Below are 22,421 nucleotides of genomic sequence, written 5' to 3' on the forward strand. Positions count from 1 at the left end.
TGCGGCGTAAAGTTAATTGGACTAACTTCAAGTTAGTCATATTAACTTCTGCCGCATCGAGGAGCAGCAATGACCATCTCGGCCGCCGCGCACGCCCGTCCCCGTGTGCTCACCGTCCCCGCCGTCACCGGCGTGGCGTACGCGCTCTCCTGGGTCGCCGGACTGTCCCTCGGAGCACCCAGCCCGAAACTCACCGCCTCCGGAAGCGAGATCGTCACGGCGTTCGCGGGTCACGAAGGCGTCGTGGCGGTCCAGTTCGCCCTCACCGAGGGTCTTCCGGCGGCCGGCCTCGCGATCGTCTCCGTTCTGCTGGCCCGGGCCGCACGCCGCGGCGGAGCGGCCGGCGCCGCCCGGACCATCGGAATCGCCGGTGCGATCGCCGCGACGATCTCCCTGGTCCAGTTCGTGCTCGGGGCGGCGCTGTCCCGGACGACCGCGCCCGGCACCGCGCACCTGCTGTTCCAGGCGGGTGACCGGCTGGACGGAGTGAAGATGCTCGCCCTTGCCGTCGTCGGCGCGGCGGCGGCCGTCTCCGGAGCCCTCCCCCGCCGGCTGCGCTACGCGGGAGCCGCGCTCGCCGTGTCCATCGCGGCCTCCGGCGTCGTCTACCTGTTCCTGCTGCAGAGCCTCGCCCTGCTGGCCGCGCCCGCGCTGATCCTGCTGCTGGCCTTCGTCACCGGCACCGGCATCACCCTCGGGCGATACGGTCGGTGACCATGCCCCGCGTTGGACTGACCCCTGACCGCATCGTCGCGGAAGCCGCGGCCGTCGCCGACGAGGTGGGCCTGGACCGGCTCACCCTCGCGGCGGTCGCCCAGCGGTGCCGCGTCTCCCTCCCCGGCCTGTACAAGCACGTCGACGGGCTCGAAGCCGTCAAGCGCGACGTGGCGCTGCTGGGCATCCGCGAACTCACCGACAGCGTGACCAGGGCGGCCGTCGGGCTGACGGGCCGGGACAGCCTGCGGGCGGCGTCCCGCGCCTACCGCGCCTACGCCCTCGCCCATCCGGGCCGCTACGCCGCGAGCGTGCAGGCCCCGGCCCCCGGCGACGAGGAGTACACCATGGTGAGCGACCAGGCCGTCGCCGTCGCGGCCGCCGCCATCAGCGGCTACGGGCTCCAGGGCGCGGACCTGATCCACGCGATCCGCATGTGGCGCACCGTCTGCCACGGGCTCGTCTCGCTCGAAACGGCCGGCGGCTTCGGCCTCCCGGAGTCCCTGGACCTGACCTTCGACCACCTCATCGACGCCCTCGACACGGCCTTCCGCAACCTGGCGTCCCAGTCCAGTCCGACCGCGTCCCGCTGAGCACGCGATTCAGCGGAAACGCCGGCTGAGCAGCCGCGCGGGGTCGAACTCGACCGGGAACGGGTCGGCCAGCTTAACGAGTTGCCCGGCATCGACGTGGGCGACACTGACATAGGCGCCGTCACGCAGGCTCAGCACCTCGACGTACGGCGGGTTCGCGCCGACGAGTTCGACGCGCAGGAAGGTAGGGATGCCCGCAGCCGCATAGATCCGGGGCTTGTCGTGATAGTCCCTGCGCCGACTTTCCCGACCGACGATCTCCGCCACCAGAAGCGTCTGCTGCGGCAACAGGACCGTCGTCTCTGCCAGCAGGGCATCGGCATCGCCGACCAGGATGTCCGGAACCGGGACCTCGGTCGCCGTCCGCAGGCCGCACGGCCCGACGACCTCGAAGGCCTCCGGAGCGGCCGCCGCCAGCGTCGTGGACAGCCGACTCGCGCAGAGCTGGTGATCGGACAACGGCAGCGGGCTCACGACGAAGCTTCCATCGATGAGCTCTACGCGCTGCCCGGTGATCTCCGGAAGGTTCAGCCAGTCCGCGACGGTGTAGCGACCCTGTGGCGTACAGACCGGAAACGGCGAGATCATTTCGTCTTCACCTCCCAATACTCGCTACAAGTGACTATGCGATCACTTTTCGGCTCGGATGGTAGCGGGATCCGGGCGGCGACAAGCAGGCGTTGGAGAAGGATCAGTTGCGAGCCGCGACCGGGGGCTGGGGCCGGGCGGCGCGGGAGCGACGGATCGCGCAGGCGACCAGGAGGACGGCGCCGAGGGCCAGGACGGCGTTCATGACGTAGTCGGCGGTGCGCTTCGGGCCTGACTCGGGGCGCATGCCGAGGCCGGTCCAGGCGTAGGTGAGGAGCGCGCCCGCGGTGAGGGCGAGGCGGTGCATCCGGCCCCAGCCATGTTTCCGGGACCACCGGCCGCCGATGATGATCGCGGCGGCGAGCAGCGCGACCGCCGCGGCGACGCTCCACCAGCCGGGCAGGTCGGCCGTGGACAGGAACGCGTACGAGGCGGCGAAGGCGATGCCGCCGACGACGACCGGTCGAGGAGCGGCACCGGGGAGCGGGCCGGCGGGCCGCCGTCGGAAGGCGACCACGACGAGCAGGACGATGGCGGCCGCGGTCCCGAGCAACTGGGGCGGTGCGGCGAAGAAGTGCTCGTCGTCATGGGTGCCCCAGATGGTCACGACCGTGCCGAACGCGAAGACGGCGGCGGTGACACCCAGTCCGCGACGGCCCAGCCAGGGCGTCTCGGATCGTTCGGGGACGAGCGCCTCGACCAGCGCGATGCCGACGTTGGTGCTCCAGACGGCGTGCATGGTGAGCACGCCGATCGTCAGCCAGCCGCCCATCCCGAGCGCGGGGATGTAGGTGGAGCCCATCTCGTCGTGTCCGGCGTAGTGGCGGTTGAACAGCATCTGGTCGGCCAGGCCCTCCTCGACGAGCCCGTACGCGACGCCGAGGATCAGCATCGTGGCCGGTCCACGCCCGGCCCGCCGCGCCGTCTCGCGGATGAGCAGGGCGCCGCCGCCGTACAGCGGGGCGAGGACGGGCAGGAAGGCCGCCGTCTCCTCGACCCGCAGATTGCCGAGCAGCAGTTCGCCGATGGCCGGGGCGAGGAGAAAGAGGGCGATGGCCGGAGCGACCCGCCGCCGAAGCGGCGGTCGACCGGACCCGGCCGTGACCTGTCGAACGTCTCCGTCCTTCATGGTGCCGAGCCTGCCGATCCGGTGGACGTCACGGATAGCGCCATTGGGCTAGCGGGCCGATCCGCCGGTCGGTGTCCGTCCGCCGGAGGTCGGTGTACGCCGGTCCCCCTGGACCACCGGCCGTAGGCGGGAGGGCCGCCCGCGCCGGATCTTCCGTACGCGCCGGGGCTCCGGGACGGCGACCTGGGTAGGGCCTGAACGAGGGCGGCGACGGCGATGGGGGACACGGCCGGGAACGTCCCTGATCCAGGGGGCGGGCGGTCCCGGGGCGTGTGACGCCGCACGGGACCGCCCGTGGGACCGCGCTACTGCGAGGGGAGGGGCTTCACGGTCAGGTGGTAGTCCTCCCGGATGCGGCCGTCGTCGCCGAGGACGAGGAAGACGCGCGCGGCCCAGACGGCCTCGCCACCGTCCGGGACCAGCCGGACGGTGAACATGGTGATGTCGTCGTGGACGGTCACGTCACCGGCGGACGTGACGGCGTATCCGGCACCGACGACGAACTGCTCGTACGCCTCGGTGACCCTTGTGTGGAGTTCCTCGTACCCCTGGAACCGCGCGCCCTCGACGAACTCCACGCCGTCGGACGCCCACAACTCGGCGATGGCCTCGCGCCGCCGCCCGGGGTCGGGTTCGCTCCAGACGGCCACGTAGCGGCCGACGATCGATTCGAGCTCGAACGTGCGCGGTGTCGATCCGGTCATCTCCGTCATTTCTCTGCCCCTTCCGCCGGCCCTCGTGGCCGGTCGCGACCACGCTCGCCGCTGCCGTGGCGGAAGGGTCAAGCCGTGATTCCGGCGGAACTCTCCCCCTGCGGGAGGCCGCAGAATGACCTCATGTCGAGGTACCTGTCCATCGGCGACTTCTCCCGCGCCACCCATATGACGGTCAAGACGCTGCGTCACTATCACCGCATCGGACTGCTCGAACCCGCCGCCGTGGACCCGTACACCGGCTACCGCCGCTACACCGCCGAGCAGATCCCCACCGCCCAGGTCATCCGCCGGTTCCGGGACCTCGGCATGCCGCTGGAGGAGATCCAGGCGGTGCTGGCGGCGCCCGACCTGCGCACGCGCAACGAACGGATCGGCGCTCACCTGCACCGTCTGGAGGAGGAACTCGGCCGTACGCAGCGCGCCGTCGCCGGACTGCGGGACCTCCTGGGCCCTCCCCCGGCCGACGCGCCGGCCGGCATCGAACTGCGCGACGTGGCGGCGGCCCCGGCGGCCGCGATCAGCGAGGTCGTCGGCGCGGAGGACTCCGTGTCGTGGTTGCAGGGAGCGCTCGGCGAGCTCTACGCGACCCTCACCGCGCAGGGCCTGGCCTCCGACGGACCGGCCGGCGGCGTCTACGCCGACGAGCTGTTCACGCACCACTGCGGGCGTGCGACGGTGTTCGTTCCGTGCGCCGGTCCGCTCCGGCCGCTCGGCCGGGTCGTCTCCCTGGTCGTGCCCGCGGCCGAACTCGCGGTCATCACCCATGCGGGGCCGCCCTCGGAGGCCGACCGTGCCTACGGCACGCTTGCCGCCTACGTGACCCGCCACGCGCTGGCCGTCGACGGCCCGATCCGCGAGTACTACCTCGTCGGGCAGCGGGACACCGCGGACACGTCCCGGTGGCGGACCGAGATCGGCTGGCCGGTGTTCCGGACGGGCGCGGACGCCCGTCCGGGGACCACTGGGTGATCGGGGCGGCGCTCAGAAGGGGTAGCGGGCGATGTCGCCCTGCATGGTCACCCACTGGGTCTCGGTGAACGCCTCGATGTTGGCCGCGGCGCCGCCGAAGCGGGAGCCGGTGCCCGACGCGCCGACGCCGCCGAACGGGGCGACGGCCTCATCGTCGACCGTCTGGTCGTTGATGTGCACGATGCCGCTCGGGATCCGGTCGGCCAGGTCGAGCGCCTTCATGACGTCCCGCGTGAGGATGCCGAGCGACAGGCCGTACTCGGTGCCGGCGGCCAGGGCGACCGCCTCGTCCACCGAGCCGAACGCGCTGACCGGTGCGACCGGGCCGAAGACCTCGTTCGCGTACGCCGGGATCTGCGGGGTGACGCCGGCGAGGACCGTCGGGCGGTAGAACAGCCCGTCGTACGTGCCGCCGGCGGCCAGGCGGGCGCCCGCGTCGACGCTGGCGGTGACCAGGGCGTGGATGTGGTCGCGCTGCTTCTCGTCGATGATCGGGCCGAGGGCGACCTGTTCGGTGGCGGGGTTTCCGACGGGCAGGCCGTCGGCCTTGGCGGCGAGACGTTCGACGAACTCGCCGGCGATCCGCTCGTGCACCAGGTGCCGCCCGGTCGTCATGCAGATCTGCCCCTGGTGCATGAACGAGCCGAACGCGGCCGCGGACACCGCCAGGTCGAGGTCGGCGTCGTCGAGGACGATCAGGGCGGAGTTGCCGCCGAGTTCCAGGTGGGCGCGCTTGAGGTGCCGTCCGGCGGCCTCGCCCACCGCGCGGCCCGCGGCGGTGGAGCCGGTGAAGGAGATGACGCGAACGTGCGGGTCGGCGACCAGCGCCTCTCCGGCGTCGGCGTCGCCGGGGAGCATGTGCAGGACCCCGGCGGGCAGCCCGGCCTCCTCGAACACGCGGGCCACGACGACGCCGCCGGCCACCGCCGTACGGGGGTCGGGCTTGAAGACGACGGCGTTCCCGAGGGCGAGGGCCGGGGCGACCGACCGGATGCCGAGGATGAGCGGGAAGTTGAACGGGGCGATGACCCCGACGACGCCGGCGGGCACGCGGCGGGCGAGGCTGAGCCGCTTCTTGGCGGTCGGCAGGATGTCGCCGAGGGGATGGGAGGCGAGCGCGGCCGCCTCGTAGCACTCCTGGGCGGCGATGTGGGTCTCCAGGGCCGCCTTGGGCGGGATCGCGCCGGTCTCGCGGACGATCCACTCCTCGATCTCGGCGGCGTGCTGCTCGAACAGCAGGCCGGCGCGGCGGAGCACCGCGGCGCGTTCCTCGAACGACGTGGCGGCCCACCCGCGCTGCGCCTTCGCCGCCTCGGCGGCGGCCCGGGAGACGTCCTCGCCGACGGCGATGCCGGTGCGGCCCAGTTCGGCGCCGGTGGCGGGCTCGACGACGGCGGCGTCTCCCCCGGACGGCTCGTACCAGCCGTCGCCGAACACCGAGCCGGCCCAGGTCTTCTCATCCAGCAGCGCCATGGCACACCCTTCGTTTCGGGGGGTTGGCGAGCCTACGCCGGGGACGGTATCGGCGGATCTTCTGCCTTCCACTCAGTGGAAGGCAGGATTCTCACCGGGCTTTAATGGTCGGCTCAGGGATCACTGACGTCCGCCACCGACCGTGGTCCCATGACATCGATGACCTCCGGACCACCCCGGCAGGCCGAACCCGAGGGCGGCGTACGGGCCGCCCGCGGCGGTCACCTGGCGCGCCGGGTGCTGCGCGGATCCGCCGGCGATCCGGCGTGGGCGCGTCCCGCGCTGCTCGGCCTCCTCTCCGCCACCGCGGTGCTGTACGTGTGGGGGCTGGGCGCCTCCGGCTGGGCGAACGCCTTCTACTCCGCGGCGGTCCAGGCCGGAACGCGCAGCTGGGAGGCGTTCTTCTTCGGATCCTCGGACGCGTCGAACTTCATCACCGTCGACAAGACGCCGATGGCGCTGTGGCCGATGGAGCTGTCCGCCCGGGTCTTCGGGGTGAACGCCTGGAGCATCCTGGTGCCGCAGGCCCTCATGGGGGTCGCGGCGGTCGGGGTGGTGTACGCGGCGGTCCGGCGTTCGCTCGGCCGGCGCGGCGACCGTGCCGCGATGGCCGGGGCGCTGCTGGCGGGGGCCGTCCTGGCGACCACCCCGGTGGCCGCGCTGATGTTCCGGTTCAACAACCCGGACGCGCTGCTCGTCCTGCTGCTCGCGCTCGGCGCGTACGGGGTCGTACGGGCGCTGGAAGGCGCGAGCACCCGGTGGCTGGTGTTCGCGGCGTCCTGCGTGGGGCTGGGGTTCCTGGCCAAGATGCTGCAGGCGTTCCTCGTCGTGCCGGCGTTCGCGCTGGTGTACCTGCTGCTGGCGCCCGCGCCCGTACGGCGGCGGATCGGGCAGCTGCTCCTCGCGGGGGTCGCCCTGGTCGTCGCGGCGGGGTGGTGGGTCGCGATCGTCGCCCTGGTGCCGTCGGGCTCCCGCCCGTACATCGGCGGCTCCCAGCACGACAGCGTGCTGGAGCTCGCCCTGGGCTACAACGGCCTCGGCCGGCTGAACGGGAACGAGACGGGCGGGCTCGGCAACCTCAATCAGGACGCCGGGCCGATGCGGATGTTCGACGGCGAACTCGGCGGACAGATCGCGTGGCTGCTGCCGGCGGCGCTGGTCCTGCTCGTCGCCGGGTTGTGGCTGACGCGCGGCCGGGCGCGCCGCCGCGAGTTCGCCGGGTTCGCGCTGTGGGGCGGCTGGCTGCTGGTGACCGGCCTGGTGTTCAGCCTCATGCAGGGGATCTTCCACGGGTACTACACGGTCGCGCTGGCCCCGGCGGTCGCGGCGCTCACCGGGATGGGCGCGGCGGTGCTGTGGCGGGAACGCCGCCGGCCGGTCGCGTCCTTCACGCTCGCCGGGACGGTCGCGCTGACCGCCTGGTGGTCGTACGTCCTGCTCGGCCGCACGCCGGACTTCGTGCCCTGGCTGCGGCTGGTCGTGCTGGTCGGCGGCCTGCTCGCCGCCGCGCTGCTGGCCTCGGCCGGGCGCGCTCCGCGCCGGCTGCTCGGCACGGCGCTGGTCGTGGCCGCGCTGACGTCGGTCGCCGGGCCGGCGGCGTACGCGGTCGAGACGGCCGGTACGCCGCACACGGGGGCGATCCCGACGGCGGGGCCGTCGTCCGGGCGGGGCGGGATGCCGGGGTTCGGCCGGCGCGCCGGTGGCATGGGGCGCGGCTTCCGCGCGCAGGGCGGCGGCCGTGGCGGGTTCCCCGGCGGCGGCTTCGCCGGTGGCGGGTTCCCGGGTGGTGGGTTCCCCGGGGGGCCGCGCACCGGTAACGGGGGGATGCCGCAGTCGCCGGGCGGCGGCATGCGGGGGCCGGGTGGGGGCGGTGGCCCGGGCGGGCTGCTGAACGCCACCACCCCGAGCGCCGCGCTGACCTCCGCGCTCGAGCGGGACGCCGGCTCCTACGCCTGGGTCGCCGCGACGGTCGGGTCGAACAACGCCGCCGGATACCAGCTGGCGACCGGCGAGCCGGTGATGGCGGTCGGCGGGTTCAACGGCACCGACCCGGCGCCGAGTCTGCAGCGGTTCCAGGAGTACGTCCGCGCGAAGCGGATCCACTACTTCATCGGCGGGTCGGCGATGGGGATGTCGCGGGGCACTGGCTCCGGCGGCAGCGACGTGGCCCAGCAGATCGCGTCCTGGGTGCAGGGGAACTTCACCGCCGAGACGGTCGGCGGCACGACGGTGTACGACCTGTCGTCCCAGCCCAAGGGGACGGCGTGACGGAGCGGAATATCTGGGAACGATATTCGTTGTCGTATTCGGTGCGGAGGGACCGCACGTCTCAGAGGGGAGACACCGTGGCGAGGAACCAGCTCCGGCCGGTCGTGAAGCTCCGGTCGACGGCGGGCACCGGCTACACCTACGTGACCCGCAAGAACCGCCGCAACGACCCCGACCGGCTCACGCTCAGCAAGTACGACCCGATCGCCCGCCGCCACGTCGCGTTCCGCGAAGAGCGCTGAGCCCCGCGAGCGGAGCCCGCGCGGGACGCTCAGCCCCCGGCTAGCGGGCCCACGCGGGACGCCGGGCCCGGCGGACAGGGCGCGCGGGACGCTCGGCCCGGCGGGCCGGCGCGGTGACGTCCGGCGACCGGGGTCAGCGTGGGGTGGTGACGTCCGAGACCCGCAGGCTCGTGGCCAGGTCGGCGTACTGCCGCAGGCCGACCTGGCCGAGGCCGCCGGTTCTGCCGTCCTCGTTCCAGACCGCGATCGCGAGGGTGTTCCGGCCGTCGGTGCGCAGGATCCCCGGCGGAATCGGGAAGCTGCGCTGCGGGCCGACGTCGTTGACGTACCGGCCGAGCTGCCAGCCGTTCACGAACAGCAGCGCGCGGTAGTGCCGGGACTTGTCGTCGGTGAACGTCACGCCGAGCGGCACGTCCTGGCCCTTCGGCAGGCTCAGGTCGAACGTCGTCTTGTACCAGGAGATCCCGGGCCTCTTGTCGCGGCGCGGCAGGGTCGTGGCCGTCCAGCCGGCGCCCGTACCGCCGGGCAGGTACCAGCCGCTCCGCTCACCGAACAGGCCGCCGGTGTTGAACGGACCCCGCGCGGGATCGGGGAGGGTCTCCCCGCCCGCACTGCCCTGAACGCGCCAGGTGAGCGGGGCAGCCGATCCGCGGAGCTTCGCGCTCGTCAGGCCGCGGGGCTCCTTGTGGGTGTCGGTGGAGTCGAAGTCCTCGTTGTGCCCCATGTCCTCCACGAGCACCGACAGCACGTTGTCCCGGCCCTTCGCGACCGCGCCCGCGGGGAAGGCGAACGTGTGCCGGCCGTCCCCGCCGCTGCCGAGGAACCGGCCGTTCAGCCACGCCGAGTAGACGCCGGCCTTGCCGGTCCCGGCGGTCAGGGTGATCCCGGTCTCCCGGCCCTTCGCCGTGAAGTGCGCGCGGTACCAGACGTCGCCGTGATGGAACCCGTAGTCGTCGGCGTACAGCACCGGCGACGTGGCGGGCGGTGTCGGGTTGTTCGTCGTCTTGTGGTCCGCGACGGTCCAGGCGTGGTCGTCGAAGCCCGGCCGCGCCTCGGGCGACTCCGCGCGCACCTTCCAGCCGGTCAGCGCCGGAAGGGTGACGGGCCGGGGCCCGGCGAGCCGGCCGGTGAGGGTGTCGTTCCCGGCCGTCCGTACGGGCGCGCCGTTCCACGTGACCGTCCGTACGGACGGCGCGGCGAAGACCTCCAGGTCGGTCGGCGCGGACGTGTCGCCGGTGAGCGCCAGCCCCGAGCCCTGGACCGCCGCCGACCGTACGAGCTCGGGCCCCCGGACGAGGACGGGCCCGGCGGCGGTGTCCTGCCGCCAGAAGCGCGCCGCCTCCTGGTCCGTCGCCAGGAGCAGCAGGACGGGCACGCCGCCGCGCGGCGTGACGAGCACGCGCGCCAGTCCCTGGTGCGTGTAGTTCAGGCGCAGGTCCCCGCGGCCGGCGTTCCAGACGTGGCGTACCTTCCCGGACAGCACGGTGACCGAGGGTTCGGCGTCGTAGTGCAGCACGGTCTCGCCGTCCTCGCCCCGGCGCCCGTACAACAGCGCGACGTCCCGATCACCGATGCGACCGTGCGTCATGATCTCCGAGGTGGAGTACCGCAGATCCTGTGAGCCGAGCCGGTACCCGGCGACGAGCAGTTTCGAGTCCCGGCCCGCGAGCTTGATGCTCGTGCCCGGCTCCTGCGGGACGGACGGGTAGGAGGGCTTCGTGCCGCCCTGCCCCCCGGCGTTCAGGTCGATCGGCAGGTGCGTGGTCTCGGTCGTGGTGGACGTCGCGTCCCGATGCCGCAGCACGTAGAAGTGCGTGCCGTCGTCCGGGTTCGCCCGCGCGGTGAGGCGCACGTCGGTGTTGGTCGGCCCGTCCGCCGAGACCGACTTCGTCTTGGTCAGCGGCGCCACCGCCTGCGTGAGGTACCCGAGCCGCTTCGCCTCGTCGTACTTCGGCGTCAGCTCCCGGTCCTCCTTGATGGCCGACCCGTAGTCGTAGGACGTGTAGACGTGGCTCGGATCGGCGAGCCAGCCCCACGAGGTCCCGCCGTACGTCATGTAGAAGTTCTGCATCGTGACGCCGGTCGCGATGTTGTTCTCGTAGAAGACCTTCTCGAAGTCGGGACCGGTCAGCTTCCGGCACTTGTCGTACCCGGAACCGCCCCACGGGTCGTACGCCCCGCCCTGGAACTCCGGAGTGAAGATCGGCGCGTCGTCCCGGAAGCGCGGCAGGGTGCTCAGCCCGTTCCACCGGTCCGGGGTCGAGCAGTTGAACTTCTGCGGGTAGCTGTCCTGACCCGGCAGGTCGACCGACCCGCCGCCGGTCGCCCACTTCGAGGCGCCGCAGCAGTGGTTGTGCGTGAACGGCACGTCGATCCCGTCGGCGCGGACCTGCTTCTTGAGGTCCTTCATGTACGCCTTGTCGGTGTGGGTGCCGTACTCGTTCTCGATCTGGTACAGGATCACCGGCCCCGTACCGTCGGTGACCTGGTGCCGGGCGATGATCGGGTCGACGTGGCGCAGCCACTCCTGGTACGCGGCGGTGTAGTCGGGGGCGCTCGACCGCGCCCGGCCCTTCTGCGTCGTCAGCCAGCCCGGGAAGCCGCCGCTGTCGGTCTCGGCGTTGATGTACGGCCCCGGGCGCGCGATGACGTAGATGCCCACCTGCTGCGCGATGTCGAGGAGCCGGTCGATGTCGCGTACGCCGGTGAAGTCGTAGACACCCTGCTTCGGGGAGTGATAGGCCCAGTCGAAGTAGATGGACGTCGCGTTGTACCCCGCGGCCTTGAACTTCTGGAGCACGTCCAGCCACAGGTCGGGGCTCGGCAGCCGCCAGTAGTGGAACTCCGCCGACCACAGGTAGACCCGGTCGCCGTCGAGCTTCAGCGAGTAGTGGTCGTACGCCACCGTGTGCGCCTTGTGCGCCGGCTGCGGGGTGTCCGGCCCGTTCCGGGCCGCCAGCGTGACCGCGCCGCCGCCCACGACGGCGAGGACGACGGCGACGAAGAGGAGCAGCCGACGGCGGGCACGGGAGAGTGAGCGCACGACGGCACCTTTCGCTCAGGGGCAGGCAGGGAGTTCCAAGACACGCGGAGTCAACAGCGGTGGAACGTCCGTGTCAATGACGGCCCGGTAGATGTCGGCCGCATCAGGCCACCCCGGAGACCAGGCGTTTGATCATACCTGTGCTCACCGGTGACGCACGAGCGCCGCGAAGTCCGTACACTCAGAGCCGATCGATTGAGCGCCCATAGCTCAGCTGGATAGAGCATCGGACTTCTAATCCGACGGTCGGGGGTTCGAATCCCTCTGGGCGCGCCACCCTCTGACCCGCCCGAACAGGCCGCTGACCTGCAGGTACTCGGCGGACCACCCGTGATCGCACGTCCGGCTGCGTCAGCCTGCTGCTCGGCTTCCCTCGGCGGGTGCCTACCGCCTGCTCCCGTCCATGCAAGGTTGCCGTTGTCCGGGACGGCGCCCCAGACCGTCACCACACGCCGATCTACAGTGAGCCCTTTCCCCTGGTGACACGTACCCGAGTGGAGAACCTCCTGGGCCGAGATGTGGACGTGTGCCTCGACCGCGTCGGCCGCTGCCTGTCGTAAGTAGGCGCGAGCAGGGCCGAAGTCGTCCTCCTTGACCTCGCTGCCGGAACCGGGGACCAGCTTCCCCGCCCAGTAGATGCTGGGGAGACGTTGAGGAGTATGGGGCCGGTCAGCGTCCCGTGGTTTCAGGTTGAGGGGCCCGCTTCCGCAAGGCGAGGCGGGCTACTGCGGAGGCGTCGTCGAGGAGTTTCGCGGCGGCCTGGGCGATGCGCTCATGCGGGGGGTAAGACCGGGAGGCAGCCGGGAGGTCGCCGGGAAGGTGGGTTTCGAGGTTTTCGGCGGTGTGGCGCAGGTGCTCAGCGAGCAGGGTGAGGGTGTCCCGGGTCGCCGGCGGGGCAAGCGTCGGCCGCTTGACTGCCGTGCGGGCGGCGGAGCGCAGTTCGCCGGCGTCTTCCGCGACCTGCTGGAGCTTCTCCAGAAGGTCGCGGGGTGGGCGGGGCTGGAGTGAGAGGCGTTTGCGGGCCTGGTCGAGCTCGCGGGACGTGTCATCCGCGGTGGCGCGGGTGTGCAGGCGTTCCTCGGGCGGGGCGGGCAGGGCCAGGAGGTGGGTGGCGCGGTCGAGCAGGCGCGCGTGCGCCTGGAGGACGGCCGCGAGGTGGTCCGGGATGCGCTGCTGTTCGTGTGCGGGCCAGATGAGCAGGGTGGCGAGTGCGGCCAGGAGTGCGCCGGCGGCGTTGTAGGTGCTGCGTTCGAGGGCATCGCGCCATCCGATGGTGCCGCCTGTGTCGGTCAGCAGCAGGGCCACGGGGGCGGAGAAGACGGGCCAGAAGCCGTAGTTGATGCGGCGCAGGGGCTGGCCGAGTCCGCTGAGGAGGGCGACCACGGCCATCAGGACGTAGGGGGACAGCCCCGCGGCGAAGGCCAGGAGCGCGGCGGCGAGCAGGGAGCCCAGGACGGTGCCGCCGACGCGTTTGACGATGCGGTTGGTGGTCTGGCCCCAGCTGGGGCGCAGCGTGGTAACGATACCGATGATCACCAGTTGGCCGCCGGGCAGTCCCGTGGCCGTGACCAGAATGTAGGCGGCGGTGACGCTCAGGCCGAGCCGGACCGCGTGCCGGAAGCGGGGGCCGCCCTCGCGTGCGGCGGCCCGCAGGGAGACGAGCGCGGTCCGGACGCCCACGGCGCCAGGGGTCCGCAGCGGGCGCGGGCGCGGCGGGTCATGCCTGCCGCCGAAGTACGGGATGAGCAGCAGCGCGGTCGCGAACAGCCCCCCGGCCAGGAAAAGCGCGGTGTCCAGCCACACGCTGCGTACCGACCACTGCGCCCCGACCACTACGCACAGGGCAGGGAAGGGCCCCAGGGCGCGCAACGGCGCGCCGAAGGCGGCCAGCGCCACGGCGGGCAGTGCGGCCCAGCCGCCGGTGAGCATCCCAAGCACGACGCCGACGGCCATCAGAAGACTGCGCCGCACAAGGGAGAGGACGCGGTCGCGGGTGTCACCCCGCGGGATGGAGCGCATCACCAGCCAGCCGGCCATCGCGGTCAGAATGCCGTCGGCCTGCCGGTCGAGCACGACGCCAAGGCAGGCGGGCAGGCCCACCACGATCGCGGCCGCGGTGCCGATGTGCCAGTCGTAAGTGGTGCCCGGCTCCCGGGAGAGGTAGGTGCGCACGATTCCGCGCACCGCGTCGGTCGTCTTCATCGGGGCCTCCCCGGCCCGGTTCGCGCCCTGGAGCCCATGACGCCTCCGCTTACTTGATTATGTGACATAATTATGTAGCATATCAATCATGCGGGAAGATGAGATCGAGCGTCTGCGCACTCGGATCAAGCTGCTCCAGCGCCGACTACGCCAAGAGGCGCTGCCCGTCACTGGGCTGTCGCTCACGGCCGCCCGTGTCCTCGGCGCGGTCGCGCGGGCACCGGAGGAAGCCCAGCCGAGGCAGCTGGCCGAACGGCTGACGATGACGGGTCCGAACGTGTCCGCGGCTCTACGCGAGCTGGAAGCGGCGCACCTGATCAGCCGCGCCCGGGACCCGCTGGACGGCCGCAAGGTGCGCATCGTTTTGACCAGCGGCGGCCGGGAGACGGTCGCCCGCAGTCGGCGCGAGCGTGACTCCTGGCTCGGCCAGGCCATCCACGCGCTACTCGACGAGGACGAACAGCAGCAACTCAGCGCCGCAGGCGAGCTGCTGGAACGCCTCGCCGGCTACCAGCCGCCCGCACCCCCGGACACACCTTGACGGCCCGCGAATCGCACTGCCGCCCTTGCCTCATCGGACACACGAGGAGAACCATCCCATGCCCCTGAGCACCCTCGACCCGGCCTGCGCCCTGATCGTGGTCGACCTCCAGAAAGGCGTGACCGCACGTCCCGAAATCAAGGACGCCCTGGACAACTCCGTCGCCCTCGCGACCGAGTTCCGCCGGTGCGGTCTGCCGGTCGTTCTGGTCACCGTCGACGGCAGCGCCCCTGGACGCACCGACGCCCACCAGGGCACCACCGCCGCGAACCGGCCGCCGCGCCCGGCCGACTGGGCCGAACCCGCCCCCGAACTCGACGCGCAGCCGACCGACATCCGCATCGCCAAGCAACGCTGGGGTGCCTTCATCGGAACCGGCCTCCAACAGCAGCTGCAAGACCGCGGCGTCACCCAGACCGTGATCACCGGCGTCGCCACCAGCATCGGCGTGGAGTCCACCGCCCGCTCCGCCCATGAACACGGCTATCACGTCGTGCTCGCCACAGACGCCGTGGCCGACCTGAACCCCGAGGCGCACCGCAACAGCGTCGAGCGGATCTTCCCCCGCCTCGGCGAAACCGCCACCACGGCCGACATCCTCACCGCGCTCCGCACCCGCGCGAACGCCTGACCACGGAGGCACCATGAAAACCGTCATCGCTGCGGACGTCCCCATCCGCGCCCAGGATCCGGCCAAGGCGGCCCGTCCCGGCTCGATCCTGCGCCAGAGCCTGCTGGCCGAGACCGCGGACGACGCCCTGAGCTTTCGGCTCATCCGTAGTCAGTACCAGGATGGCGAGCTGGCCTTCGAGAGCCCCCGCCACCACCACGCCTTCCAGCAAGTGCGCTGGACCGAGTCGGGCTCGGTCAACTACGCCCCGGGCCAGGACATACCGGAGGGCGACCTCGCCTACTTCCCGCGTGGCGCCTACTACGGACCGCAGCGCAAGGACCAGGGAATCGCCCTGCTCCTGCAGTACGGGTTCGGCGACGAGTTCCTGCACCGCCACGGCCGGGCGGGCGAGGACGACGCCGAGCAGGAACTCCGCAAGCTCCGCGAATCCGGCACCTTCACCGGCGGGGAATACCTCGACACCGATCCGGCCACCGGAGAAACCCGACGCCGGGACGCGGTCCAGGCCATCTACGACGCCCGCAGCGACGGAGACTTCACCGTGCCGGCCGCTGGCTATGAAGCCCCGATCCTCATCCACCCGGCCGCGTTCACCTACTACACGGCAGGACCGGGCGTCGAGGTCAAGCCACTCGGCAGCTTCCACGACCACCCCGGCCCCTACGCCGACCTGCGCATCTCAACCGTTCGTCTCACCGGCGACGCCGCCTGGACCTTCACCGCCGACCGCGCCCAGGTCGCCTGGACCACCCGCGACGGCCTGCACATCGACGGCCGCCCGCACCCCGCCATCACCTGCCTTTACAGCGCCCGAGGCGAGACCGACACCGTCCACGGCACCGACGGCGTCGAACTCATCGTCCTCGACATGCCCCGACTGAACTGACCACCCCACGAAAGACGGCAGCGATGAGAGCACCCCTTTCGGCCTTCTCGGGGTGCTCCTGCGCGGCAAGCCACCGAACCGTTTCCCGGGACCGCCGATCGCGGCAGTCAAACAGCACAACGCGCGAACGCTTCGGGCGACGTTCAGTCGCGGGCGGTCAGGTGGTGCGAGATGAAACATTGCCAGATATCCGAGGCGGGAGGTGTCCACGAGGCCCAGAGCCCCGAGGGCGTCCATGGTTGCCCGCCATTCGTCCGTCATTCGATCGAGGACGACCTCGAGCCCCTCTGCCGGCGATCCGGCCCTGATACTCCACAGCGGGCATCGGGGCGGGGACTCGGTCTCCGTGATACGGCCCGTCGATCGCCAGCGCCGCGATGCCGGCGTGGGATGCGAATCACCGGGCCCGGTCGAGGATCCGCTCGCTTCGCTTGTGCCCGCCGCCTCCGTGTCCAAGCAGCACCAGGGGAGGCGTGGAGCCGGGAGAAGACGGCAGCCACAGTACGCCCGGAACCGCGTCTAACGCCCGGCCGAGTCGAAACGATCGCTCGACGACACCGCCGCGAGCTACAGGCCCTTCGATCCACTCCACCGTCTCGTACACGGACACATCGAATCAGACGCAACTGCGGTCCGGCCTCTGGAAGCGGCACATCGGATCTACTGCGGCAGACGGCGCCGGACTCGTGCGTGGAAGCGTTCGGCATCGATGATGGCGCGGTGATGGGTCCCCTGGCAGACGGTGGCGGCTTCGTCATGGGCCCGGACGGAGAAGGTGAGCCGTCCGCCGTCGACGGCGGTGAGCTCGGCGTGGACGGTCAGGGTGCTGCCGGGGGGCGTGGGTGCCTGATGACTGAGGTCGACGTGCACGCCCAGGGTCTGCTCACCGTCTTCCAGATGCCCGTCCAGGGCGCGCATACAGGTCCACTCCACGATGCCGACCAGGTACCCGGTGGCCAGAACCAGGTACCCGGTGGCCAGAACCGGGGGCAGGGCGGCGAAGTGCTCGGATTCGGGCAGCAGGTGCGGGACGGTGCGTTCGGCCGGCACCAGGTAGTCCAGCCGTGCGGTCAGACCTGGCTGAAGTGAAGCGTGCATGATGATCCTCCGTGCGGACGGCGGGTCGGCGCTCCAGAGCGGCGACAGATCAGGAAGCGTGGTAATGGCGGTATAGCTGCCTCTCAACAGTTGAATCTGGCAGAGACCAACGCCCAGACGATGGTCCCAGCCGTTGCATCAACGCGTCTACGACTAAGGCCGCCGGCGTTTTCGGGGAGCGTCTCCTGGGCGAAGCATTTCCGTGTCCCTGATCACAAGTGCCTCCCCTCGCCGAGACGGCAGCCGGATCGACTGCGGGACAACGCAGTCACCGCCGTCCCGGAGCTTGCGAACGGGGTAACAGAAGTGGTCGGCGAGCACGGCCATGAGGTCGGACGGGCTACCGGCCGCAGCGCTTGCGTCCGGTGCCTCGGCACTTTGGGCAGGGGCGGCCGAGGCTGGCGATGAGGCCGCTGCCCTGGCACCGGCTACACGGGCCGAAGATGTAGATGGTGAGTCCCCACAGGGCGAACACGATGGCGAGGGCGATGAACGCCTTGACGCCGTCACTCATAGCGCGAGCCTTTGCTCGGCCCGAACGAGCTTGCCGCCCTGGCGGCAGTGGGCCGCCGACCAGTTGACGCACAGGCACTCGATGATGCCCAGACCTCGGCCGTTGGTGTCGAGAGCGTCGGCTCGGCGTTTGGTCGGCAGGACCGGGTTGATGTCCCAGACCTCGGTGAACAGGCTGGGCCGGTTGAGCCGCAGTCGTAGCTTGACGCGGCCGATCTCGCTTACGCCGGTTGCCTGGTGGAAGACATCGGTGGCCTTGATGGCGTTGGTGACGAGTTCGCTCGTGATGAGGACCGTACCCTCGATGAGCTCGTCCGGGAGGCACCAGTGGCGGGTCACCTCTGCGACCAGGCGCCGGGCGAGTGAGACCGCGTTGGGGACGGCCGCCAAGGTCACGGCCTCGTGCTGACGGATGGGGAAGCACGCCTGGTGCGGAGTCACGACAAGACCCCCACCCTGATGCGGGACAGCCCGTCGCGTACTCGAAGGAGATAAGGGCGCCCCGCTCGGGGTTGGTTCGGCATGGAGACCCCCGTCTCTGCCAGTCACCTGGCTCACTTACGCATTGTGACTACATCGAATGTCGTTGCAGGATACGTTTGCGTATCATGCGTAACCGATCGAGACCAGAATGCAGACGAGTATTAATGATCGCAACATACGTCAGCGTATCATTCCGATGATCTTGTGGTCTTGTCCCCATTCGGCCGAAATGTCTGCGGTTAGGTCTCGACCCCGAAAGAGAGGAAAGGCGTGGCCGGAATTCCCCATTCGACTGTCAAGCGCAAGCGTCTCGGCATTGAGCTACGCCGTCTTCGCGAGCAGGCCGGCCTCACCTGTGAACAGGTCGGCGAACGGCTCGACTGCTCCGGCACTCGTATCAGCCGCATCGAGACCGGCCGCATCAGCGCCGGGCCCGGTGACGTCCGCGAGCTCCTGGACGTCTACGGCATCGAAGGCGAAGAGGCCGCGGCCATGGTGAAGCTGGCCCGCGACGCCCGCAAGAAAGGCTGGTGGCACACCTACGGCCTGACCATGCCGAACTGGTTCGAGGCGTACGTGGGCTTCGAAGCCGAAGCCACCACCTTCCGCGACTTCCAGCCGCTCTACATTCCCGGCCTGCTCCAGACGCCGGACTACGCCCGCGCCGTCCTGCAGGCCGCACCTAACCGCGACGGGTCCGAAGACCTCGACCGGCAGGTGGATCTACGCATCGAGCGCCAAGGGATCCTCACCCAGCCGAACCCACCACAGCTCTGGTTCGTCCTCAGCGAGACCGCGCTACGGATCGCGGTGGGCACACCGGCGATCATGGCCGCCCAGCTCCGTCACCTGGCCGACCAGGCCAACCGCCCCAACATCAAGCTGCAGGTCCTGCCGTTCACCGCAGCCGCCCACGTCAACCCGGTGACCGGCTTCCGCATCCTCGACTTCCCCGACCCGCGCGACCCGACCGTCGTCTACGTCGAACACCTCACCGGTGCCCTGTTCCTGGAGCGAGACGAAGAGATCAGCCAGTACGCCACGATCTTCGACCACCTGCGGGCCGAAGCCCTCGGCACGTCCCAATCAAATCACCTGATCTCTCGAATCGCGGACGAGATAGCCTGAAGCCCGACCGAACGACTCAAAGGAGGCGCGGGATGGCAGCAACCACGCCCGACATGGACTCCTCCCACGCAACCTGGCGCAAAAGCACGTACAGCAACGGCGGCGAAGGCGCGTGTGTTGAAGTGGCTTCGCTCGACAAGGGCGCCGAAAACCAGTAATTCCTCATCAGCGAGGAGCCTTGACCACCGCAGAGCGTGGTCAAGGCTCCTTCCCGTTACACGCACTCGATCCCGGCGGACGGGCAGGGCGGGGCACAATCGCTCAGCGGAGACGGGTCACAGCGTGATCAGGACCTTGCCGTGGACGTGGCGTCCGGCTTGCAGCGCCACGGCATCGCGGATCCGCTCGATCGGGAAGGTCGCGGCGATCGGCACGGTGAGCTCGCCGGCACGGATCGCGTTCACCAGGTGGTCGGCGACGGCCCTCGCCATCGCGCCTCCGTAGACGCGATCACCGACGGCGAACCCGTCGACGCCGGCTCCTACCTCGTCGACGACGCCGGCGTCTCGGTGCCGAACAGGTCCGTCGCGGCGGTCACGCCGTCGGGAGCCAGCGCCCGTACGCGGTCCCCGAGCCCCGGGCCGTACGCCACGGGCTCGGCACCCAGCTGCCGCGGGAACGCGAACGTGCCCTCCGAGGCGGTACCGATGACCCTGGCGTCGGCGAGCCTCGCGAGCTGCACGGCGACCCCCCCACCCCGCCCGCGGCACCACCGACCAGGACGGTGTCGCCGGACCGCAGGCCGATCGCCTCCAGAGCGGCGGCGGCGGTCAGGCCCGCCACCGGGAGCGTGCTCGCCACCTCGTCACCGATGCCGTCCGGCGTGTGGAACAGCATGTCGGGTGCCGCAGCCGGAGCCTTCATCGGTGATCCGCTCCAGGTCGGCCGGCCGGGCTGAGAAGGCCCCGGTCGCGCGCACGCCGCCGGCGACGTTCGGACCGGGCTCGGTCTCCGCCATCGCCGCGAAGAACGCGAACAGCAGCTTCCCCGGATCGGTGGGGTCGTAGATCCCGGGCAGGTGGTGCGCGATGCGCTCGTGCTGGGCACGGATCCACGGCACGTCGAAAGCGGTGGCGTTCCACCAGAATCGCGAGCGCGCCGCCGGCGCGCAGGACACGCAGCGCCTCCGGGACGGAACGGGAGGTATCAGTCCACTGCCAGGACTGCGCATACGCGATCGTGGAGATCCGCTCAGGCGGTACGCCGAGCGCGAGCGCGGTCTCGGCCGAAGTCACACCCGAAACCGGACGGCACGGTGATGCCGAATCTCGCCGCCGTCTCGGGGCTCGAGGAGACCTTCCAGTCCATCGGGTTCAGGCTGGCGGCCGTCACGCGGACGCGCACCTCGCCCGGCCCGGCGTGCGGCTCTGGAACGTCTCGCACCTCCAGGACCTCGGGGCCTCCATGAACGTCTCATAGACGACAACTCGGCTCATGGGGACCTCCAGCGGGCAAGGGGGATCACTACGGTCGGAGTAGATCACGGTGTCTCACCACCCCGTGGGCGGCCCCTGGGCGTGCCGCCTCCGCCGGCGGTTCAGGGTTCAGGCCGTGTCGGGCGCCGGTGGCGGCGGCGCGTGGGTGCAGGGCCGGGTCGGCCGGCGCCTCACGGACGGAAGGCCGGGGACAGGATCCGCGCGGTGAAGGCCTCGATGGCGTTGATGACGGCGTGGAAGCGCAGGGAGTCGAACAGGTCGAAGCCGTGCTGTCCGCCGGGGAGCTCGGCGTAGACGACCGGCTGGTCCGACACTTCGCGCAGGCGGTCGGCGAACTCCCGGGCGTCCTCGGCCGGAACGAGGGTGTCGTGGTCCCCGTGGGCCAGGAGGAACGGCGGCGCGTCCGGGCGTACGTGGGCGAGCGGCGAGGTCCGCGGATCCGTGTCGTGGTAGCGGCCGTAGTAGCCGCCGAGGCCGATCACCGCCGTGACGGAGGTGTCGACGCCCTCGAAACCGGGCTGGAACGCCGGGTCGTCCGGGGTCAGCGCGGCCAGGGCCGACAGGTGGGCGCCGGCCGAGCTGCCCGCCAGGATGATCCGGTCGGGATCGGCGCCGTACGCGGGGCCGTGCTCCCGTACCCAGGCGATCACCCGCTTGGCGTCCACCAGGTGGTCGTGGAAGGTCGCGTCCGGGCGCAGGCGGTAGTTCGCGCTGACGCACACCCAGCCCTGGTCGGCCAGGCGGTACAGGAGGGGCAGGGACTGGCTGTTCTTCCGGCCTCCCCGATACGCGCCGCCGTGGAAGTGGATCAGGACCGGGGCTCCGGTGGGCCGGGAACGGTGGCGGTAGACGTCCAGGAGGTTGCGCCGGCCGGCCGGGCCGTACGCCAGGCCGGGAATCCGTTCGACGGCGTGGCGCCGGCGGAGGAAGGGGCTGAGCAGGATGCGCGCGTACGGCAGACGGCGGGAGACGGGCACCGCTCCCATCGCCTGTTGTACGGCGGGCAGCGCCCGGCGGCCGCGCCAGGCCACCAGGCACAGGCCCGCCGCGGGCACCGCCGCCGCTCCCGCGACGAAGGGCGAGGTGAGGTCGCCCTGGACGAGGGCCAGGACGGTGGAGGCCAGGAGCCAGGCGAACCCCATGAACGGCAGTTCGCCCAGGACCACGGTGAGGTAGAAGGCCAGCATGGCCGCCGGCCGGGGCCGGCGCGGCGCGACCAGCGAGACCATGGTCCACACCGCGAGCAGGCTCACGGTGGTCAGGTACCCGTACGGCGCGTTCACCGGCGCACCAGCCCGAGGACGAGCACGGCGCCGGTGACCAGGTGCAGCACGGTGAGGACCAGCGCCGCGGCGACCCCCGTGGCGCTGCCGAGCGGGCCGGTGAGGGACAGCGCGAGCGCGGCCAGGGCGGTGATCGTCCAGATGCGGCCGGGCCGGGCGGCCGAGCGTTCCAGGACGGCCAGGAGCGCCCAGGCCGCGAGCCCGGCCAGCAGGCTCGCCGCCACGACCGACGCCGGGCCGACCGTACGCGTGCCGCCGCCCGTCCGCACGGTCAGCGTCGCGCCGGCGAGGGGCACCGCCACGGCCCATACGGCCAGGGCGGCGGCGGGTGCGCCGGCCACGGTGAGGAGGAGCCTTCTGAGGGAGGTGTTCACGCCGGTCAGCCTCGCCCGCCCGGCCGGTCGGCCGCATCGGGCGCGCGGTCGCGCCTCGTCCTGCCCCGGTGGGATCCGCCTCCGACTTTGGTAGGTGACGGCCCCGCC

The 22,421-nt window shown here is 71.3% G+C and carries 24 protein-coding genes and 1 tRNA gene; 11 read left to right on the plus strand and 14 right to left on the minus strand.

The features are described from left to right. Window positions 1-69: 69 nt before the first annotated feature. Together NE234_RS36545 and NE234_RS36550 are read left to right on the plus strand one after the other, a co-directional pair. Window positions 70-714: a hypothetical protein gene (locus tag NE234_RS36545; RefSeq protein WP_252785527.1), complete on the plus strand. Its 645-nt coding sequence runs from the start codon at window positions 70-72 to the stop codon at window positions 712-714. A 2-nt stretch (window positions 715-716) separates the two neighbouring features. After that, window positions 717-1,307 carry a TetR/AcrR family transcriptional regulator gene (locus NE234_RS36550; protein ID WP_252785528.1) on the plus strand — a complete coding sequence of 197 codons (591 nt, stop codon included), beginning with the start codon at window positions 717-719 and terminating at the stop codon, window positions 1,305-1,307. A 9-nt stretch (window positions 1,308-1,316) separates the two neighbouring features. Here NE234_RS36550 and NE234_RS36555 read toward each other — a convergent pair whose 3' ends face one another. The 3 genes from NE234_RS36555 to NE234_RS36565 form a co-directional block, all read right to left on the minus strand. Further along, window positions 1,317-1,895 carry a Uma2 family endonuclease gene (locus tag NE234_RS36555; protein WP_252785529.1) on the minus strand — a complete coding sequence of 193 codons (579 nt, stop codon included), beginning with the start codon at window positions 1,893-1,895 and terminating at the stop codon, window positions 1,317-1,319. Window positions 1,896-1,998: 103 nt separating this feature from the next. Continuing rightward, window positions 1,999-3,024, minus strand: a complete 1,026-nt coding sequence (locus tag NE234_RS36560) for a hypothetical protein (RefSeq protein WP_252785530.1) — start codon at window positions 3,022-3,024, stop codon at window positions 1,999-2,001. A gap of 305 nt (window positions 3,025-3,329) precedes the next feature. Beyond that, the gene (locus NE234_RS36565) at window positions 3,330-3,737 is read right to left on the minus strand and encodes a hypothetical protein (RefSeq protein ID WP_252785531.1); all 408 of its coding nucleotides are present in this window, start codon (window positions 3,735-3,737) and stop codon (window positions 3,330-3,332) included. A 123-nt stretch (window positions 3,738-3,860) separates the two neighbouring features. Here NE234_RS36565 and NE234_RS36570 point away from each other — a divergent pair, with 123 nt between their 5' ends. Continuing rightward, window positions 3,861-4,709: a MerR family transcriptional regulator gene (locus NE234_RS36570; RefSeq protein ID WP_252785532.1), complete on the plus strand. Its 849-nt coding sequence runs from the start codon at window positions 3,861-3,863 to the stop codon at window positions 4,707-4,709. Window positions 4,710-4,721: 12 nt separating this feature from the next. Here the strand turns inward: NE234_RS36570 and NE234_RS36575 are convergent, their stop codons facing one another. After that, window positions 4,722-6,182 carry a benzaldehyde dehydrogenase gene (locus NE234_RS36575; RefSeq protein ID WP_252785533.1) on the minus strand — a complete coding sequence of 487 codons (1,461 nt, stop codon included), beginning with the start codon at window positions 6,180-6,182 and terminating at the stop codon, window positions 4,722-4,724. Between the two features lie 159 nt (window positions 6,183-6,341). Here NE234_RS36575 and NE234_RS36580 point away from each other — a divergent pair, with 159 nt between their 5' ends. Further along, complete coding sequence (locus NE234_RS36580; protein ID WP_252785534.1) at window positions 6,342-8,450, plus strand: ArnT family glycosyltransferase; 2,109 nt, start codon at window positions 6,342-6,344, stop codon at window positions 8,448-8,450. A gap of 77 nt (window positions 8,451-8,527) precedes the next feature. Continuing rightward, the gene (gene rpmG / locus NE234_RS36585) at window positions 8,528-8,692 is read left to right on the plus strand and encodes a 50S ribosomal protein L33 (protein WP_252785535.1); all 165 of its coding nucleotides are present in this window, start codon (window positions 8,528-8,530) and stop codon (window positions 8,690-8,692) included. A gap of 133 nt (window positions 8,693-8,825) precedes the next feature. On the opposite strand, the gene NE234_RS36590 is transcribed toward rpmG, so the two are convergent. Further along, window positions 8,826-11,735, minus strand: coding sequence for a glycoside hydrolase family 35 protein (locus NE234_RS36590; protein ID WP_252785536.1), 2,910 nt, complete (start codon window positions 11,733-11,735; stop codon window positions 8,826-8,828). A gap of 199 nt (window positions 11,736-11,934) precedes the next feature. Here NE234_RS36590 and NE234_RS36595 point away from each other — a divergent pair. Then, a tRNA-Arg gene (locus tag NE234_RS36595) sits at window positions 11,935-12,011 on the plus strand. 393 nt (window positions 12,012-12,404) lie between these two features. On the opposite strand, the gene NE234_RS36600 is transcribed toward NE234_RS36595, so the two are convergent. Then, window positions 12,405-13,937, minus strand: coding sequence for an FUSC family protein (locus tag NE234_RS36600; RefSeq protein ID WP_252785537.1), 1,533 nt, complete (start codon window positions 13,935-13,937; stop codon window positions 12,405-12,407). A gap of 88 nt (window positions 13,938-14,025) precedes the next feature. Here NE234_RS36600 and NE234_RS36605 point away from each other — a divergent pair, with 88 nt between their 5' ends. The 3 genes from NE234_RS36605 to NE234_RS36615 are packed head-to-tail and all read left to right on the plus strand — an operon-like array spanning window position 14,026 to window position 15,998. Beyond that, the gene (locus NE234_RS36605; protein WP_252785538.1) at window positions 14,026-14,478 is read left to right on the plus strand and encodes a MarR family winged helix-turn-helix transcriptional regulator; all 453 of its coding nucleotides are present in this window, start codon (window positions 14,026-14,028) and stop codon (window positions 14,476-14,478) included. Between the two features lie 58 nt (window positions 14,479-14,536). Beyond that, window positions 14,537-15,109 (plus strand): isochorismatase family protein, encoded by a 573-nt coding sequence (locus NE234_RS36610; protein WP_252785539.1) that lies wholly within the window; start codon window positions 14,537-14,539, stop codon window positions 15,107-15,109. A gap of 13 nt (window positions 15,110-15,122) precedes the next feature. After that, the gene (locus NE234_RS36615) at window positions 15,123-15,998 is read left to right on the plus strand and encodes a hypothetical protein (RefSeq protein ID WP_252785540.1); all 876 of its coding nucleotides are present in this window, start codon (window positions 15,123-15,125) and stop codon (window positions 15,996-15,998) included. 660 nt (window positions 15,999-16,658) lie between these two features. Here NE234_RS36615 and NE234_RS36620 read toward each other — a convergent pair. The 3 genes from NE234_RS36620 to NE234_RS36630 form a co-directional block, all read right to left on the minus strand. Next, window positions 16,659-17,096: a thioesterase family protein gene (locus NE234_RS36620; protein ID WP_252785541.1), complete on the minus strand. Its 438-nt coding sequence runs from the start codon at window positions 17,094-17,096 to the stop codon at window positions 16,659-16,661. 340 nt (window positions 17,097-17,436) lie between these two features. Continuing rightward, window positions 17,437-17,610, minus strand: a complete 174-nt coding sequence (locus tag NE234_RS36625; protein ID WP_252785542.1) for a hypothetical protein — start codon at window positions 17,608-17,610, stop codon at window positions 17,437-17,439. Then, entirely contained in the window at window positions 17,607-18,050 is a 444-nt protein-coding gene (locus NE234_RS36630) for an ATP-binding protein (RefSeq protein ID WP_252785543.1), read from the minus strand. Before NE234_RS36630 ends, NE234_RS36625 begins: the two co-directional genes overlap by 4 nt. A 312-nt stretch (window positions 18,051-18,362) precedes the next feature. On the opposite strand from NE234_RS36630, the gene NE234_RS36635 reads away from it, so the two are divergent. Further along, complete coding sequence (locus NE234_RS36635; protein WP_252785544.1) at window positions 18,363-19,220, plus strand: helix-turn-helix domain-containing protein; 858 nt, start codon at window positions 18,363-18,365, stop codon at window positions 19,218-19,220. Between the two features lie 32 nt (window positions 19,221-19,252). Further along, complete coding sequence (locus NE234_RS36640; RefSeq protein WP_252785545.1) at window positions 19,253-19,378, plus strand: DUF397 domain-containing protein; 126 nt, start codon at window positions 19,253-19,255, stop codon at window positions 19,376-19,378. 117 nt (window positions 19,379-19,495) lie between these two features. Here NE234_RS36640 and NE234_RS36645 read toward each other — a convergent pair whose 3' ends face one another. From NE234_RS36645 to NE234_RS36670, 5 genes are all read right to left on the minus strand, one after another. Continuing rightward, window positions 19,496-19,651, minus strand: a complete 156-nt coding sequence (locus tag NE234_RS36645) for a zinc-binding dehydrogenase (RefSeq protein ID WP_252785546.1) — start codon at window positions 19,649-19,651, stop codon at window positions 19,496-19,498. 50 nt (window positions 19,652-19,701) lie between these two features. Then, window positions 19,702-19,902 carry a hypothetical protein gene (locus NE234_RS36650; RefSeq protein ID WP_252785547.1) on the minus strand — a complete coding sequence of 67 codons (201 nt, stop codon included), beginning with the start codon at window positions 19,900-19,902 and terminating at the stop codon, window positions 19,702-19,704. 123 nt (window positions 19,903-20,025) lie between these two features. Continuing rightward, window positions 20,026-20,337, minus strand: coding sequence for a hypothetical protein (locus NE234_RS36655; protein ID WP_252785548.1), 312 nt, complete (start codon window positions 20,335-20,337; stop codon window positions 20,026-20,028). A gap of 489 nt (window positions 20,338-20,826) precedes the next feature. Continuing rightward, window positions 20,827-21,939, minus strand: coding sequence for an alpha/beta hydrolase (locus tag NE234_RS36665; protein ID WP_252785549.1), 1,113 nt, complete (start codon window positions 21,937-21,939; stop codon window positions 20,827-20,829). Then, on the minus strand, window positions 21,936-22,313 hold the full coding sequence (locus tag NE234_RS36670) for a DUF6069 family protein (protein WP_252785550.1): 378 nt from the start codon (window positions 22,311-22,313) through the stop codon (window positions 21,936-21,938). Before NE234_RS36670 ends, NE234_RS36665 begins: the two co-directional genes overlap by 4 nt. Window positions 22,314-22,421 lie beyond the last annotated feature (108 nt).

The sequence above is a fragment of the Actinoallomurus rhizosphaericola genome, from assembly GCF_024055675.1.
In the GTDB taxonomy this organism is placed as follows: domain Bacteria; phylum Actinomycetota; class Actinomycetes; order Streptosporangiales; family Streptosporangiaceae; genus Actinoallomurus; species Actinoallomurus soli.

Excerpts from the sequence above, each read along its gene's own strand:
- NE234_RS36615 (WP_252785540.1), top strand. The coding sequence starts at position 15,123 with ATGAAAACCGTCATCGCTGCGGACGTCCCCATCCGCGCCCAGGATCCG.
- NE234_RS36555 (WP_252785529.1), bottom strand. The coding sequence starts at position 1,895 with ATGATCTCGCCGTTTCCGGTCTGTACGCCACAGGGTCGCTACACCGTC.
- NE234_RS36560 (WP_252785530.1), bottom strand. The coding sequence starts at position 3,024 with ATGAAGGACGGAGACGTTCGACAGGTCACGGCCGGGTCCGGTCGACCG.
- NE234_RS36610 (WP_252785539.1), top strand. The coding sequence starts at position 14,537 with ATGCCCCTGAGCACCCTCGACCCGGCCTGCGCCCTGATCGTGGTCGAC.
- NE234_RS36625 (WP_252785542.1), bottom strand. The coding sequence starts at position 17,610 with ATGAGTGACGGCGTCAAGGCGTTCATCGCCCTCGCCATCGTGTTCGCC.
- NE234_RS36640 (WP_252785545.1), top strand. The coding sequence starts at position 19,253 with ATGGCAGCAACCACGCCCGACATGGACTCCTCCCACGCAACCTGGCGC.
- NE234_RS36580 (WP_252785534.1), top strand. The coding sequence starts at position 6,342 with ATGACCTCCGGACCACCCCGGCAGGCCGAACCCGAGGGCGGCGTACGG.
- NE234_RS36645 (WP_252785546.1), bottom strand. The coding sequence starts at position 19,651 with ATGGCGAGGGCCGTCGCCGACCACCTGGTGAACGCGATCCGTGCCGGC.
- NE234_RS36605 (WP_252785538.1), top strand. The coding sequence starts at position 14,026 with ATGCGGGAAGATGAGATCGAGCGTCTGCGCACTCGGATCAAGCTGCTC.
- NE234_RS36570 (WP_252785532.1), top strand. The coding sequence starts at position 3,861 with ATGTCGAGGTACCTGTCCATCGGCGACTTCTCCCGCGCCACCCATATG.
- NE234_RS36600 (WP_252785537.1), bottom strand. The coding sequence starts at position 13,937 with ATGAAGACGACCGACGCGGTGCGCGGAATCGTGCGCACCTACCTCTCC.
- NE234_RS36575 (WP_252785533.1), bottom strand. The coding sequence starts at position 6,182 with ATGGCGCTGCTGGATGAGAAGACCTGGGCCGGCTCGGTGTTCGGCGAC.
- NE234_RS36545 (WP_252785527.1), top strand. The coding sequence starts at position 70 with ATGACCATCTCGGCCGCCGCGCACGCCCGTCCCCGTGTGCTCACCGTC.
- NE234_RS36550 (WP_252785528.1), top strand. The coding sequence starts at position 717 with ATGCCCCGCGTTGGACTGACCCCTGACCGCATCGTCGCGGAAGCCGCG.
- NE234_RS36620 (WP_252785541.1), bottom strand. The coding sequence starts at position 17,096 with ATGCACGCTTCACTTCAGCCAGGTCTGACCGCACGGCTGGACTACCTG.
- NE234_RS36565 (WP_252785531.1), bottom strand. The coding sequence starts at position 3,737 with ATGACGGAGATGACCGGATCGACACCGCGCACGTTCGAGCTCGAATCG.